This is a genomic window from Ruminiclostridium papyrosolvens DSM 2782 (assembly GCF_029318685.1).
GTDB lineage: Bacteria > Bacillota > Clostridia > Acetivibrionales > DSM-1351 > Ruminiclostridium > Ruminiclostridium papyrosolvens.
In genome coordinates, this window is record NZ_CP119677.1 from 1,241,375 (window position 1) to 1,257,300 (window position 15,926).

Genomic DNA, 15,926 nt, shown 5'->3' on the forward strand with positions numbered 1-15,926 from the left:
ATGAAGATAACTTTAGCAGCATTTACAAAACAAGGGGGCAAGCTGTGCCTGAATTTGCAGCAAAAGCTTAATACTCAGGGGTATGATGCTCGAGGTTACAGCAAGTATCAGCTGGAGGGAGCCCAAGTCTTGAAAGACAGTTTGGCGGAGTTTACCCGAAAGGCATTTGAGGTTAGTGACGCTATAGTTTTTATAGGGGCTGCGGGGATTGCCGTCAGGGCAATTGCACCCTTTGTAACCTCCAAGGACTGTGACCCTGCGGTACTGGTTATTGATGAAAGAGGCAAGTATGTGATTCCGATTTTATCAGGCCACATAGGCGGGGCAAACGAGTTAGCAAGTATTATAGCAAAAGTATTAAATGCACAAGCGGTGATTACGACGGCAACAGATATAAATGGGCGGTTTGCAGTTGATTCATGGGCAGTAAATGCAGGCTGTCAAATAATGAATATCAATATGATTAAAAAAGTGTCAGCTGCAATATTAAACGGAGAAAAGGTGGGGCTTCATTCGGATTTTCCCGTTGAAGGGAGTTTGCCTGATAATGTAATTATGTCAGACAGTACAAAGGTGGGAATTTGTATATCGGACAACTCAAAGCAGATTTTTTCAGAAACACTTCAGCTTATGCCCAAGCAATATGTTTTAGGTATTGGCTGCAGAAGAAATACAAAGTATTCTGAACTTTTGAATTTTGTGAATTTTATTCTTGATATAAACGGGATTTCACCCCATGCGATAGAAGCTATAGCTTCTATTGACTTAAAAAGTAATGAAAATGCAATATGTTCTTTAAGTGCTGATTGGAAAATTCCTTTTCATACATATTCGGCAAATGAGCTTGCAGAGCTTCCCGGGGATTTTTCAAAATCGGATTTTGTAAAAGAGATTACCGGAGTTGACAATGTTTGTGAACGGGCAGCAGTTAAGGCCAACAATGGAAGGCTTGTAGTTCCAAAATGCAGTTGGGACGGAATAACAGCGGCATTATCAAAAAAAGATTGGAGATGCAGATTTTGACTATTATATCAGCAAGTTTGGACTATAAATCGGCTGCCATTGATGTCCGTGAAAGATTCAGCTATACATCCACAAGAATCAGAGAAATACTTAGAAGTATAAAAGCCGTTGGGGGTGTTTCAGGAGCAGTACTTCTGTGTACCTGCAACAGAACCGAACTGTATATTTCAGGAGAAAACATTGATAATTTGAATCCTGCAATGCTTTTGTGTCAATTGTCGGGAGTGGAAGACCATAAATTATTAATGCCTTTATTCAGTATAAGATATGATTCAGAGTCCATATTTCACCTGATGGAAGTAGCTTGCGGACTTCAGTCAATGGTGCTTTTTGAGGACCAGATAATTACACAGGTAAAACACGCAGCTACTATTGCCCGGGAGGAGAAAACCATTGATTCAACCCTGGAGACCATGTTCAGGCTCAGTATTACAGCGGCAAAGAAAGCTAAAACGGAAATCAAAATAAAGGCAGTTCCTACTTCGGCAGCAGAAAGCGCAATATCAGAATTATCAAAAAAATATTGTTTTGCTGACAAAAGAGTTCTTGTAATAGGTAACGGCGAAATAGGACGATTGTGCTGCAAAAAGCTACTTGAACTTGGAGCAGATATAACAATCACACTCAGAAAGTATAAACACGGAGAAATAATTGTTCCAGTAGGCTGCAATACAATTTCATATGATGAAAGAGAAGAGTTTCTTGCTTGCTCAGATGTGGTTATAAGCGCAACGACAAGTCCTCACTTCACCATAACCCGTGATATGGTTGAAAAACATGAAAGAAAGCCTGAGCTATTTGTTGATTTGGCATTGCCCAGAGATATTGAGCCGGGTATTTCAAAAATTCCGGGAGTGGAAAGCTATAATCTTGACAGGTTCTACACCGATTTTTCGGTGCTTAATCATAAGGAAGTAATTAAAATCAAAGAGATAATATTTGGTTTTATTTTACAGTTTGAAAAATGGGAAAATTATCGTAAAGAGGCAGGGTTAATAAATTTTTAAAGAGTAATGGGAGGTTAACTTGAAACTATATGTTGTGGGCATAGGGCCGGGAGAGGATTGCCAGCTTACGGGAAAGGCAATCATGGCTATTGAGGAAAGTCAGCTGGTGGTTGGATATGACGTTTATATTGATTTAATAAAACATCTGCTGCCTGACAAGGAAACATTAACAACCCCCATGAAAAGAGAGGTTGACAGGTGTAAATTGGCCGTAGAAGCCGCTATAGCAGGGAAAAAAGTGGCGTTGATATCCTCTGGAGATGCAGGAATTTATGGTATGGCAGGTCTGATATATGAAGTTCTGGCGGAATATGAAGCAACTGACATACAGGTTGAAGTTATACCGGGAATCACCGCGGCTTCGTCTGCGGCCGCAGTACTTGGAGCACCTTTGACCCATGATTTTGCCGTTATATCCCTAAGTGATCTTCTCACACCTTGGGAGGTTATTGAAAAAAGGCTTAAACTTGCGGCTGAAGCGGGTTTTGCAATCTGCATATATAACCCCTCCAGCAAAAAACGAAGTGATTATCTTAAAAAAGCTTGCGAGATAATATTGTCGGTGGCAGACAGGGATACCCCCTGCGGATACGTACGGAATATAGGACGCGAGGGGCAGACCTCAAAAATATTGACTTTGGGAGAACTGGTAAAAGAGCAGGTGGACATGTTTACAACAGTTATTATCGGCAACAAAAATACCCGGGTAATAAATGACAGACTTGTAACTTCAAGAGGGTACAAAGGTATATGAAATCATTGAAAGGCGGAATACAGTTTGCATATGAAGGTACTTGTTTTTTCAGGAACAACTGAAGGCAGAGAAATATCACAATTCCTTGCAGATAAAGGAGCAGCCGTTACTGCCTGTGTTGCAACCGAATACGGAAATATGGTAATGCCTTCTGGCAGCGGGATAGAGGTAAGAACGGGGAGGCTGTCGGAAGAACAGATACTTCAAATGGTTCCGGATTATACATTTGTTATTGATGCAACCCATCCATATGCAGAACTGGTAACTAAAAATATTAAGTCTGCCTGCAACAGTGCAGATGTAGAATATATAAGGCTGCTGAGGCCGTCAATATCAGCCGGAAAAGTAATAGAAGTAAATGATACACAAGAAGCAGTAAAGTATTTGAATACGGTGGAGGGCAATATTCTTCTTACTACAGGCAGCAAGGAACTGGAGGCCTTTACAGGTGTGTCAGATTATGCTACCAGAATATTTGCAAGGGTACTGCCTAGTGCTGAGGTGGTAGATAAGTGCAATAAACTGGGTTTCAAAGGTAAAAACCTTATCTGTATGCAGGGGCCGTTTTCATATGAGATGAATACTGCCACTTTAAAGCAGATAAATGCAAAATATCTGGTAACTAAGGACACAGGCTCCGCAGGAGGTTTTCAGGAAAAAATTTCTGCGGCAGAAGCCCTCGGAGTTATCGTAATTCTTATATCCCGTAAGGCTGAAAGTGGCGGACTTACAATATCTCATTTAAAGACAGTAATTACGGAAAGACTTGGTTTACGTAATGAGACTCAACATGGAAGATTCCCTCTGTTTATTGAATTAACGGGAAAAAAGATTCTTGTTGTGGGAGGTGGAGAGATAGCAGCTCGCAGGGTAAAAACTCTGCTGAAATTCGGAGGGGATATTTTTCTGGTATCTCCCTATCTCACCCCGGAGCTTCAAGAAATGTTCAGCCAGAAGCTGTTTAATTACAGAAAAGGATATTATGAATCACGGGATATTCAAAATAAGTTTCTTGCGGTTACCGCTACAGATGACAGAGAAACTAACCATAAGGTATATCTGGATGCCAAGGAAAAGGGCATACAAATGAGTATAGCGGATTGCAGAGAGGAGTGCAGCTTCTACTTTCCTGCAATATTCGAATTTGATGATATAGTGGGGGGGCTGGTTTCCAAGAACGGAGATAATCACAGTCTTGTAAAATCTGTTGCGCAAAAGATTAGGAAAATCGGACAGGCTACACATTGAGGATTTCATCATAAGAAGGAAAGGCTATGGTATTTGACATGAAAAAAATCAGAATAGGCAGCAGGGACAGTAAGCTTGCAATTATACAATCCGAGATGGTAATGGCTGCAATCAGAGAATTTGACCCTGATATAGAGCTGGAATTGATTACAATGAAAACTACGGGAGATAAGATTCTGGACAAAACCCTTGATAAAATTGGTGGAAAAGGCCTTTTCGTCAAGGAGCTGGATTATGCACTATACAATAATGAGGTTGATATAACCGTACACAGCTATAAGGATATGCCTCTGGAAGATAATCCTGAGCTGCCTGTTGTAGCCGTGTCAAAGCGTGAGGACCCCAGAGATGCCTTTGTTTTGCCTCAAGGTGAAAATACAGAAAACAATGAACCTATAGGAAGTTCAAGTCAGAGAAGGCAGCTGCAGTTAAAAGCTTTATTTCCTAATCATAAAACAGCCCCAATTCGTGGAAATGTACAAACCCGCCTTAAAAAACTTGACAGCGGTGAGTTTTCAGCTATAGTACTTGCTGCTGCGGGCATTAAGAGACTTGGCCTTGAAAGTCGTATCAGCAGATATTTCTCAGTTGATGAAATTCTTCCGGCGGCAAGTCAGGGTATTATAGCTGTACAGGGCAGAGCCGGAGAGAACTTTGATTTTCTGAAGCTTTTCCATAGTGAGGAATCCCTATGTATTTCACATGCAGAAAGAACCTTCGTACGAGAAATGAATGGCGGTTGCAGTACACCAATCGCGGCTTATGCAACCATTGTAGAAAGTGAAATTATTCTCAAGGGCTTGTACCATAATGAAGCTACGGGGGAATCAAAGAAGGAATGTGTTTCAGGAAGCAGGCAAAATCCTGTGGAATTAGGCTATGAACTGGTAAAAAAGATGGAAAGCTGCAGAAGGATTTAAGGGGGGAGGCAGAGGTTATGAAACATGGATTTGTGGCATTAGTTGGCGCAGGGCCGGGAGATAAGGGGCTTATTACCTTAAGAGGAGCAGAACTTCTCTCTAAGGCTGATGTGGTAGTGTATGACAGACTGGTATCCCATGAAATTATAAAAATGATACCGCCTGAGGCGGAAAAAATAGATGTAGGAAAAGAGAATAAATTCCACCTTGTTAAACAGGAAGATATTAACCGGATACTCCTAAACAAGTCACTGGAAGGAAAAACTGTTATAAGGCTTAAAGGAGGAGACCCTTTTGTATTTGGGAGGGGAGGAGAAGAACTTGAGCTTTTACAGGAAAATGATATTCCCTTTGAGGTTGTTCCCGGAGTAACTTCAGCTGTGGCAGCACTGTGCTACGGAGGGATACCGGCTACCCACAGGGATTTTTGCTCTTCTATGCATATTATTACCGGACATGCCAGAGAGGGAGGACAGCTTTCTATTCCATTTAATGAATTAAAGGAATTAAACGGAACACTGGTTTTCCTCATGGGATTATCCCTACTTTCATATCTGATGAATGGGCTTTTAAATGCAGGTATGGATAAGGACATGCCCGCTGCAATAATAGAGAACGGTACAAGGCCTAACCAGAGAAAACTGGTAGCCACTGTGGGTACACTGGAGCAAAAGGCTTTGAAGATGGGAATAAAATCTCCTGCCATTATTGCTGTAGGTAAGGTTTGCACTCTCTCTGACAAATTCAACTGGTTCATGAAAAAGCCTCTCTTCGGTACAAAAGTACTCGTTACAAGACCTAAGGCGTCTTCAGGTACACTTGTGGAGAAGCTTCGCCAACTGGGTGCGGAGCCTTTAGAGTATCCCTGTATTGAGGTGGTACCAATACCTCAGAATGAAAAGCTTTGCAGTGTATGTGAAAAGCTAAGTGAATATGGCTGGATTTTATTTACCAGTAAAAACGGTATACAGATATTTTTTGATTACTTAAATTCCAAAGGGCTGGATGCAAGAGTTCTTGCAAACATAAAAATCGGTACGGTTGGAAGTCAGACAGCGAGAGCTCTAAAGGAAGTAGGGCTGATTTCGGATTTTACTCCTGAAATCTTTGACGGCAGCCATCTTGCACAGGGCGTTTCACAGCTTGTAGGAGAAAATGAAAAGGTTCTTATTTGTGATGCGGCAATAGCAAGTGACGATATTGTTAATATTTTCAATAACAATAATATAAAATTTGACCGGGTTCCCTTGTACCATACAAATTATATAAATGAGAACAGTGATGAAATCAGAAAAATGATTATTGATGGTGAACTGAAATATATAACTTTTACAAGTGCATCCACTGTAGAGGGTTTTATGGCATCTGTGAAAGATATTCCTTTAGGGAGTATGACGGCTGTTTGTATAGGAAATCAGACGGCGGAAGCAGCTAAAAAGTATAACCTGACATATGTAATATCTGAAAAATCTACAATTGATTCAATAACAGACAAGCTATTGGAAATAGGAGGCGGTAATATTAATGATTAACAGGCCAAGAAGATTGAGAACAGGTGAAGTGCTGCGAAAAGCAGTAAGAGAAACAAGACTGTCAACTGATTCACTTATTCAGCCTCTTTTCATAATAGAGGGTAATAATATAAAGAAGGAAATCAGTTCCCTGCCCGGACAGTACCATTATAGCCCCGATATGGTGGGGGAAGGGGTTGAAAATGCCCTGAAAGCAGGTGTAAAATCCGTACTTCTCTTTGGTCTCCCGGAGCATAAGGATGAAAAAGGTACGGAGGCATACAATGAAAACGGAGTATTACAACAGGGAATACGTGAAATAAAGCAGAGGTATCCACAGATGCAGGTAATAACGGATATTTGCATGTGTGAATACACATCTCACGGTCACTGCGGAATTTTGGAGGGTGAAAAGGTAGATAATGACAGAACTCTGCCCTATCTGGAAAAGATAGCTTTGTCCCATGCAAGGGCAGGAGCGGACATAGTAGCTCCGTCGGATATGATGGACGGCAGAATAAATGCCCTGAGGACGGCTCTGGATAAAAATGGATTCACAGACATTCCTGTCATGTCATATGCTGTAAAGTATGCCTCGTCATTTTATGGTCCCTTCCGTGAGGCAGCAGGCTCTACGCCTGCATTCGGAGACCGTAAAAGCTACCAGATGGATTATCATAACAGACGTGAAGCTGTAAAGGAAGCGCTGCTTGATGTTGAGGAAGGTGCGGATATATTGATGGTTAAGCCTGCACTGGCTTATCTGGATGTTATAAAGGAAGTCAGGGAAAAAACTAAGCTTCCTCTGGCAGCCTACAGTGTCAGCGGTGAATATGCCATGATAAAGGCTGCTGCCTCTCAGGGACTGATAGATGAATACGGTGTAATGTGTGAAAGTGCAGTCAGCATTTTCAGAGCCGGTGCAGATATACTTATAACCTATTTTGCTAAAGAAATTTCCGAAGCAATAAAGAAGGGGGATATTGGATGATATCAAGTAACGATTTGTTTGATAGAGCAAAAAAAGTCATTCCCGGTGGTGTTAACAGCCCCGTAAGAGCATTTCGTGCAGTGGGCTCAAACCCTTTATTTATAAGTCGTGCAAAAGGCTCAAAGCTTTATGATGTGGAAGAAAGAGAGTATATTGACTATGTCTGTTCATGGGGCCCTATGATTTTAGGCCATAGCAATGACCTTATACTGAAAAAGGTTGAAAAGGTATTGCATAACGGACTTAGTTTTGGAGCACCTGTTGAAACTGAGGTACAAATAGCAGAGTTGATAGTCTCCATGGTACCGGGAGTTGAAATGGTCAGAATGGTTAACAGCGGAACAGAAGCTGTTATGAGTGCTATCCGACTGGCGAGAGGCTTTACAAAACGGGACAAGATTATTAAGTTTGAGGGCTGCTACCACGGACACAGTGACAGTATGCTTGTAAAGGCAGGTTCAGGTGTACTGACTGCCGGAGTCCCTGATAGTCTGGGAGTACCACGGAACGTGGCAGGAGATACTTTAACTGCTGTTTACAATAATATTTCCAGTGTTCAACAGTTATTCGAGGAAAATAAGAATCAGATAGCAGCTGTAATTATAGAGCCTGTTGCAGCAAATATGGGAGTTATTCCTCCAAAAGAAGGTTTTTTGAAGGAATTGTCCGGTATTTGCCGTCAAAATTCCGCATTGCTTATTTTTGACGAGGTTATTACAGGTTTTCGTCTTGGAGCAGGGGGAGCACAGGAGTATTTCGGAGTTGAAGCTGACATTGTCACCTTCGGTAAAATAATAGGCGGTGGTATGCCTGTAGGGGCCTACGCAGGAAGAAAAGAAATAATGGAACATGTAGCTCCTTGCGGAGGTGTTTATCAGGCGGGAACCCTTTCCGGCAATCCCGTTGCAATGGCAGCAGGACTTGCACAGCTTGAGATTTTGAAAAGCAAGCCTGAAATATATGAAGACATTAATAAAAAGGCTGAAGTTTTAGGAAACGGACTTGAAAAAATAGTACAAAAATACAAGGCGCCAATTACATTGAACAGAGTTGGTTCTCTGCTTTGCGGGTTTTTCTCAAAAAACCCCGTTACCAACTATCAGGAGGCTAAACTAAGCAATACCAAGAATTATGCCGCTTATTTCAAGAGTATGCTAAGCAAAGGAATTTATCTTGCGCCGTCACAGTTTGAGGCCATGTTTGTAAGCTCCGCACATACTTATGAGGATATTGATGCTACCTTGAAATCGGCCGAAGAAACCTTGGTCGAAAATATTTCTTTAATGGAGGAACTAATATGAAGGCAATACTGATTCTTGCTCATGGAAGTCGTGAAACAAAAACTCTGGAGACTTTGCAAAAGATAACAGATATGACAAAAGCACAGCTTCCGGGAGTTATGATTGAAACTGCATATATGGAGTTTTGTGACATAAATCTGGAAAAAGGACTTGATATCCTTGTTAAAAATGGTGCTGATGATATAACAGTAGTACCGTATTTTCTTTTTGAAGGAATACATATCAGAGAGGATATACCCGGAGAGATAAAGGAATATCTTGAAAAACATCCCGGTATTAAAGTGAATTTAGGAAATACTCTGGGAGCTGACCCAAGACTTGCAGATGTTCTGGCAGACCGAATCAGAGAGGCATTATGAAAAAGAAACTGTATATAATCGGTGCCGGAACAGGCTCGGAGGATTTTTTGACACAGAGAGCCTTAAAGCTGATGAAAACCTGTGATGTTATATACAGTACTGCACACAGATTTTTATCCGGTTCAAAAAGGAAGGTTATAGAGTGCTCTGTGACAGAAATGCCACAGCTGATTGAGACTTCCCGAGGTCAGAATATCGCTTTGCTGGTTTCAGGAGATACAGGTTTTTTCAGTATTGCAGGAAGCCTGTCAGAAAAACTGGAGAATACAGTTGATATTGAAGTGATATGTGGTATAAGTAGTCTGCAATATTTTTGTTCAAAAACCGGAAACAGTTACGAAAATATAAAGGTTGTCAGTCTCCACGGACGGGAAAAAAGCATACTGGGGCTGATATCCTATAATCCAAAAGTCTTCGTGCTTACGGGAGGAGAAAATAAAGCCCATTCAATATGCAAAAGTCTTTCAGAACATGGCTTGACAGAGATAAAAGCAATCGTGGGAGAAAATTTGTCAATGCCTGAGGAGCGTATTGTAATGGGAACGGTGGAGGAATTGTCAGGATACACCTTTGGTAATCTCGCTGTTATGCTGTTGGAAAACCCTGATTATGTTAACTATTATATTCCACTTGTTGATGAGGATTTTCAACGTGGAGAGGTTCCGATGACAAAGGAAGAAGTACGTGCCGTCACTCTTGCAAAGCTGGCAATTGAACCCTGTGATACTGTGTTTGATATTGGAGCAGGAACAGGCTCAGTTGCCATTGAAATGGCAAGAAGAGCCTTTGACGGTAGCGTTTATGCTATTGAAAAGAATCCTGAGGCTCTGGAGCTGATAAGCAAAAACAGAGTTAAGCTTGGAGCCTATAATGTCAAGGTAGTTTCAGGTACTGCGCCGGATATATTTGAAGGACTTCCCGTACCTGACAAAGCATTTATAGGTGGAAGCAGCGGAAATATGGCTGATATTGTCCGACACCTTACAGAGGTAAATCCAGGAATACATATTGTAGCCAACGCAATTACTTTAGAAAGTCTCAATGCTGCCATTAATTCATTTGAAGAGAATGGTTTTGATGCGGAAGTGGTTTGTATTAATTCGTCTGTTTCCAAAAAGGTTGGAGGCTACCATATGATGAATGCAAACAACCCGGTATATATTATTACAGGAAAAAGCCTTTAGGGGGTGGCTATAATCGAGACAAGAAAAACTGCCAGAATTATGATAGCAGGAACAGGAAGCGGCTGCGGTAAAACCACTGTTACCTGCGGAATACTGAATGCACTGGTGGACAGAGGGGTTAGAACCTCTGCTTTTAAGTGCGGGCCTGACTATATCGACCCCATGTTTCACACTGAAATAACAGGTATCAAGTCCCGAAATCTGGACACATTTCTCTTGGGAGATAATAACCTGAAGTATCTTTTGGACAAAAATTCTGTCGGAAATGATATTTCTTTTATTGAAGGAGTTATGGGTTTTTATGACGGACTTGGAAATGATGGCAGGCATTCGTCTTATTCCATTAGCCGACTAACAGGGACACCTGTGGTATTAGTGGTTAACCCCAAGGGAATGGCTCTTTCCATAGCGGCAATAATAAACGGTTTCCGAGATTTTATGCCTGAAAACAATATTAAGGGTGTTATTATTAATTCAGTTTCACCCGGACTTTATCAGATGTACAAACCGATGATAGAGGAAAAGACCGGAATACGGGTATTGGGTTTTTTACCGCCTATGCCGGAGGCTGTTATTGAAAGCAGACATTTGGGGCTTGTTACAGCGGAAGAAATTAAAGATATCCGAAAAAAGCTGAATATAATGGCTAAAAATGCGGAGGAGTTTATTGATATTGACGCTCTTGTGGGACTGGCACAAACAGCAGGCGCTATGGAGTATGACAAGGTTTCCGTGCGAAAAAAATATAGCTGTAATATAGCTGTGGCAAAGGACAAAGCTTTTTGCTTCTACTATGAGGACAGCCTTGAGCTGCTGAGGGAAATGGGAGCGGAGCTTACATATTTTTCACCCCTTGAAGATAAAAGCTTACCTGAAAATATACAGGGTCTAATATTGGGGGGAGGCTATCCCGAGCTGTATGCAGAGAAATTAAGCTCTAATAAAACCATGCTAAAGAGCATAAAGGACACCCTTTCAGAAGGGTTGCCCACATATGCCGAGTGCGGAGGTTTTATGTATCTTCAGCAATCAATTTCAAATAAGCAGAACAACAAGTATCCTATGACAGGGGTTCTTGACGGAAACAGCACAATGTGTGAAAGACTGACCAGATTCGGTTATACAACTCTAATTGCAAAAGAAGACAATTTGTTTTGTAAAAAGGGTGAGAGTATTAATGCTCACGAATTTCATTACAGTGACAGTGATAACAACGGAAACGGTTTTGAGTCAGTAAAGCCGGAGGGCAAAAGAAAATGGAAATGCATTTTTGCATCAGATACTTTGTTTGCAGGATATCCTCACATACATTTTTATGGAAATACGAAGTTCGCAGAAAGCTTTTTGCAAAAATGCTGTAATTTTAGTAAACACATTTAGGAGATGATTTCTATGGCAAAACCAATTATGATTCAGGGAACCATGTCAAATGCGGGGAAAAGCCTGCTGACAGCGGGATTGTGCCGCATATTTGCACAGGATGGCTATAGGGTGGCACCTTTTAAATCACAGAATATGGCTCTGAATTCATATATTACGGCTGACGGTTCAGAAATGGGTCGAGCTCAGGTCGTACAGGCCGAAGCGGCAGGAAAGGCCCCTGATGTCAGAATGAATCCTATTTTACTAAAGCCTACAAGCGATAAGGGTTCACAGGTGATTGTAGAGGGAAAGTCAATAGGAAACATGACTGCTACAGAGTATTATGCCTACAAGCATAATTTGCTGCCCCAAATAAAAAGGGCTTATGAAAGCCTTTCAGAGGAAAATGATATTATAGTTATTGAAGGTGCAGGCAGTCCTGCCGAAATAAATTTAAAGCGTGATGATTTTGTAAACATGGGGCTGGCAAAGATGTTGAAAGCTCCGGTATTGATTGCAGGAGACATTGACAGGGGAGGGGTTTTTGCTTCTTTGTACGGAACGGTTATGCTGTTTGACGAAGAAGAGCGGAAACATGTCAAGGGTTCAATAATCAATAAATTCAGAGGAGATGTAGAGATTTTAAAGCCGGGCCTTGATATGCTCTGCGATTTGATACATGTTCCTGTTGTTGGTGTTGTACCATATCTTCAGGTTGATATTGACGATGAAGACAGTCTCACTGAAAGATTTTCCAGACAAGGTACCGTAGGCCTTATTGATATTGCGGTAATCAAACTTCCCAGAATCTCCAATTTTACTGACTTTAATGCACTTGAGCATATTGAATGTGCAAGTGTGAGATATGTATCAGGTGTCAGTGAGTTGGGAAACCCGGATTTGATAATTATTCCGGGCAGTAAGAATACCATGGGTGATTTGAAATGGATGAGAGAAAATGGACTGGAAGTATGTATCCAAAAGCACGCAGCAAAAAATAAGCCTGTATTCGGAATATGCGGAGGCTATCAGATGCTGTGTGAAAAGCTCAGTGACCCCTACGGTGTTGAGCACGGTGGGGAAATGAAGGGAATGGGGCTTTTAAAATCCGGAACTGTATTTGAAAAAGAAAAAACCCGGACAAGAGTTACAGGGGTTTTTGGTAAAGTAGAAGGAATATTCAAGGGCCTTAGCGGAAAAACCTTTGAAGGTTATGAAATACATATGGGTTATACTGCTTCTGAGGCAGGAAACGAAGGTAGTTCATCTCTTAGTAAACTGACTGAAATCAATGGTAATGAAAAGCCTGACGGTATGCAAAAGGGGAACATATACGGTACATATGTCCACGGAGTTTTTGACAGTGATGAAATACTTGCAGAGATTGCAGAGGCATTAATGAAGGATAAAGGTCTGGAATATGAGAAGCATACTTCCTTTAATTTAAAGGAGTATAAGGAAAAGCAGTATGATTTGTTGGCGGACGCTTTAAGAGAATCTCTTGATATGAAATATATTTACAAGGTTATTGAGGAAGGAATCTGACATGGAAATAATGAGACCAATGGAAATAGAAAATAAGAGCTTTGAGATTATCAGCCGTGAACTTGGAGACAGAGTTCTTGACAAGAATTGTGAGCCTGTAATAAAGAGAGTTATTCATACCACTGCTGATTTTGAATACGCAGACAGTCTGGTGTTTTCTGAGGGTGTCATAGAAAAGTCTGTGGAAATCTTAAAAGCAGGTGCTTGTATTGTCACAGATACTCAAATGGCCATGGCAGGAATAAATAAGGCTGCTGTTGCTCGCTGTGGTTGCGAAGTTATGTGCTTTATGTCAAATAGTGAAGTAGCGGAGCAGGCCTTGGCAGAGGGAACTACCAGAGCTGCCATATCCATGAGAAAGGCAGCTGAAATAGAAAAGCCCCTTGTTATAGTGGTCGGAAACGCCCCTACCGCATTAATTGAGCTTAATAATCTGATAAATGAAGATAAGGTTAAGCCTAAACTCATTGTTGGTGTTCCTGTGGGCTTTGTAAACGTTGTTGAATCAAAGGAATTGATAATGAAGCAGAATATTCCTTCTATAGTAGCCAGAGGGCGTAAGGGTGGCAGCAACGTGGCAGCAGCAATAGTTAATGCCTTACTGTATATGGCTTCTCCAAGAGATATTAATCAATAGGAGGCTATATGAAAATAATAATTGAAGTTGCCATTGGGTTTATGCTGGACATAATTTTTGGGGACCCTCCATGGCTGCCTCATCCAATAAGGCTGATAGGTTGGTTTATTTCAAAGGGTGAGAAGCTGCTAGGAAAGGCTTTTCCAAAATCACAAAAAGGCGAGTTTATGGCAGGAGCAGTTCTTGCCATATTAGTTACAGCAGGTACATTCATTATACCGTTTTTGCTATTGTATTTTCTAAGCAGGGTAAGTATATATGCTGAAGTGGCTGTTGCATCCCTGTTCTGTTATCAGATACTTGCAGCCAAAAGCTTAAAGACCGAGAGCATGAGGGTTTATTATCATCTCAAAAACCATGACATGGCAAACGCAAGGAAGTATTTATCGTGGATAGTGGGACGTGATACCCAAAACCTGACTGAAGAGGGGATAACCAAAGCTGCTGTTGAAACTGTTGCCGAAAATACCTCGGACGGAGTAATTGCACCTTTGATATTTCTGGTTATTGGAGGAGCACCTCTGGGGTTTTTATACAAGGCTGTTAATACAATGGATTCAATGATAGGTTACAAGAATGACAAATACCTTTACTTTGGCAGATTTGCAGCAAGGTTTGACGATGTTTTGAATTTTATCCCTGCCATTTTATCTGCATATATTATGATTGGGGCTAGTTTTGTCTGTGGCTTGGATTATAAAAATGCACTCATGATATACAGGAGGGATAAAAGAAATCATTCCAGTCCCAATAGTGCAAAGACAGAGGCTGTATGCGCAGGCGCACTGAATGTACAACTCGCAGGAGATGCATATTATTTTGGAAAGCTTGTAAAGAAGAAAACCATTGGCGATAATAACAGAAAAATAAAACCGGATGACATAAAAACAGCCAATAAGCTCATGTACGCAACTGCATTTATAGCATTTGTTATTCTATGCGGATGCAGGCTGGTTGTTTCAGGGGGAATTAAATGAAAAAGCTTGTTCATGGGGGAGATATTTATAGTAAAAAAAATTTACCGGAGAATTTAAAGCTAATTGATTTTTCGGCAAATATCAATCCTTTGGGATTGCCGGAGGGTGTAAAAAAGGCCATTATCAATGGTGTAGACGATTTTTGCAACTATCCTGATCCCTTATGCAGAGAATTGAAAAAGGAAATCTCAGATTATTTAAATGTACCGGAAGAGTATATAGCCTGTGGCAACGGAGCCGCTGATGTGGTATATAGAATTGCTTCTGCCATAAGGCCGCAAAAAGTACTTCTTACTGCACCTACTTTTTCTGAGTATGAAGATGCAGTAAAGCTGTTTGACAGTGATGTGGATTATTATTATCTATCAAAGGAAAAGAATTTTAGGCTTGAAATTGATATACTTGATAAAATAACTTCTGATATGGGGCTTATGTTTTTATGCAACCCCAATAATCCTACGGGTGTTCTTACAGATAAGGAAACTGTTTTAAAAATTGCTGAAAAGTGTAAGTCAACAAAGACTATTCTGGTAGTTGACGAATGTTTTATGGATTTTTTGGATAATCAACAGAAGTACAGTGTTATGGACAGTCTTGACACCTATAAGAACATAATTATCCTTAAAGCATTTACAAAAATATATGCTATGGCGGGAATCCGCTTGGGATACGGAATATGTTCCGATGCAAATGTCATAGAAGGGCTGAATAGGGCAGGCCAGCCTTGGAGTGTGTCTGTAGTTGCTCAGAAGTGTGGGATTGCTGCTCTCAAAGATACAGATTATATTAACAGAACAAGAGGACTAATTGAACATAACAGAATATTTTTGGTAAATAGTCTTATACAGCTTGGCTTTGAAGTTGTAAATTCAAAAGCAAACTATATTTTATTCAGAACAGAGGTAAAATCACTTCCTCATGAACTTGAAAAATTTGGCATATTGATACGTTCCTGCGGTAATTATAGAGGACTTGATGAAACATATTTCAGGATTGCCGTAAAATCAAAAGAAGATAATCAATATCTTATAAATTCTATAAAGAAAATCCTGTCGCCTTTACACTATTTATCACAATGTGGTAAAATTTAGTAAAGGCATTACTTTA

The 15,926-nt window shown here is 40.7% G+C and carries 15 protein-coding genes; all 15 read left to right on the forward strand.

Features of this window, described 5'->3' with window-relative positions; all coding sequences use genetic code 11:
* The 15 genes from P0092_RS05475 to P0092_RS05545 are packed head-to-tail and all read left to right on the forward strand — an operon-like array spanning position 1 to position 15,910.
* The gene (locus P0092_RS05475) at positions 1–1,023 is read left to right on the forward strand and encodes a cobalt-precorrin 5A hydrolase (RefSeq protein ID WP_004616989.1); all 1,023 of its coding nucleotides are present in this window, start codon (positions 1–3) and stop codon (positions 1,021–1,023) included.
* Complete coding sequence (hemA, locus tag P0092_RS05480; RefSeq protein ID WP_422784820.1) at positions 1,011–2,030, forward strand: glutamyl-tRNA reductase; 1,020 nt, start codon at positions 1,011–1,013, stop codon at positions 2,028–2,030. Before P0092_RS05475 ends, hemA begins: the two co-directional genes overlap by 13 nt.
* 19 nt (positions 2,031–2,049) lie before the next feature.
* Positions 2,050–2,784 carry a precorrin-3B C(17)-methyltransferase gene (gene cobJ / locus P0092_RS05485; RefSeq protein WP_276187098.1) on the forward strand — a complete coding sequence of 245 codons (735 nt, stop codon included), beginning with the start codon at positions 2,050–2,052 and terminating at the stop codon, positions 2,782–2,784.
* 30 nt (positions 2,785–2,814) lie between these two features.
* Entirely contained in the window at positions 2,815–4,032 is a 1,218-nt protein-coding gene (cobK, locus tag P0092_RS05490) for a precorrin-6A reductase (protein ID WP_242831714.1), read from the forward strand.
* A 38-nt stretch (positions 4,033–4,070) separates the two neighbouring features.
* Complete coding sequence (hemC, locus tag P0092_RS05495; protein ID WP_040758334.1) at positions 4,071–4,952, forward strand: hydroxymethylbilane synthase; 882 nt, start codon at positions 4,071–4,073, stop codon at positions 4,950–4,952.
* A 17-nt stretch (positions 4,953–4,969) separates the two neighbouring features.
* Positions 4,970–6,484 (forward strand): uroporphyrinogen-III C-methyltransferase, encoded by a 1,515-nt coding sequence (gene cobA, locus P0092_RS05500; RefSeq protein ID WP_004616994.1) that lies wholly within the window; start codon positions 4,970–4,972, stop codon positions 6,482–6,484.
* Positions 6,477–7,454 carry a porphobilinogen synthase gene (gene hemB, locus P0092_RS05505; protein WP_004616995.1) on the forward strand — a complete coding sequence of 326 codons (978 nt, stop codon included), beginning with the start codon at positions 6,477–6,479 and terminating at the stop codon, positions 7,452–7,454. Before cobA ends, hemB begins: the two co-directional genes overlap by 8 nt.
* Positions 7,451–8,755, forward strand: coding sequence for a glutamate-1-semialdehyde 2,1-aminomutase (hemL, locus tag P0092_RS05510; protein ID WP_004616996.1), 1,305 nt, complete (start codon positions 7,451–7,453; stop codon positions 8,753–8,755). The genes hemB and hemL overlap by 4 nt, the downstream gene beginning before the upstream one ends.
* On the forward strand, positions 8,752–9,114 hold the full coding sequence (locus P0092_RS05515; RefSeq protein ID WP_004616997.1) for a sirohydrochlorin chelatase: 363 nt from the start codon (positions 8,752–8,754) through the stop codon (positions 9,112–9,114). Before hemL ends, P0092_RS05515 begins: the two co-directional genes overlap by 4 nt.
* Positions 9,111–10,298 (forward strand): bifunctional cobalt-precorrin-7 (C(5))-methyltransferase/cobalt-precorrin-6B (C(15))-methyltransferase, encoded by a 1,188-nt coding sequence (locus P0092_RS05520; protein ID WP_004616998.1) that lies wholly within the window; start codon positions 9,111–9,113, stop codon positions 10,296–10,298. Before P0092_RS05515 ends, P0092_RS05520 begins: the two co-directional genes overlap by 4 nt.
* 39 nt (positions 10,299–10,337) lie before the next feature.
* Positions 10,338–11,678 carry a cobyrinic acid a,c-diamide synthase CobB gene (locus tag P0092_RS05525; RefSeq protein ID WP_051131991.1) on the forward strand — a complete coding sequence of 447 codons (1,341 nt, stop codon included), beginning with the start codon at positions 10,338–10,340 and terminating at the stop codon, positions 11,676–11,678.
* Positions 11,679–11,690: 12 nt separating this feature from the next.
* Positions 11,691–13,205: a cobyric acid synthase gene (locus tag P0092_RS05530; RefSeq protein ID WP_004617000.1), complete on the forward strand. Its 1,515-nt coding sequence runs from the start codon at positions 11,691–11,693 to the stop codon at positions 13,203–13,205.
* A gap of 1 nt (position 13,206) precedes the next feature.
* Positions 13,207–13,842, forward strand: coding sequence for a precorrin-8X methylmutase (locus P0092_RS05535; RefSeq protein ID WP_004617001.1), 636 nt, complete (start codon positions 13,207–13,209; stop codon positions 13,840–13,842).
* Between the two features lie 8 nt (positions 13,843–13,850).
* Positions 13,851–14,819 carry an adenosylcobinamide-phosphate synthase CbiB gene (cbiB, locus tag P0092_RS05540; RefSeq protein WP_004617002.1) on the forward strand — a complete coding sequence of 323 codons (969 nt, stop codon included), beginning with the start codon at positions 13,851–13,853 and terminating at the stop codon, positions 14,817–14,819.
* Entirely contained in the window at positions 14,816–15,910 is a 1,095-nt protein-coding gene (locus P0092_RS05545) for a pyridoxal phosphate-dependent aminotransferase (RefSeq protein WP_004617003.1), read from the forward strand. Before cbiB ends, P0092_RS05545 begins: the two co-directional genes overlap by 4 nt.
* Positions 15,911–15,926: the final 16 nt, after the last annotated feature.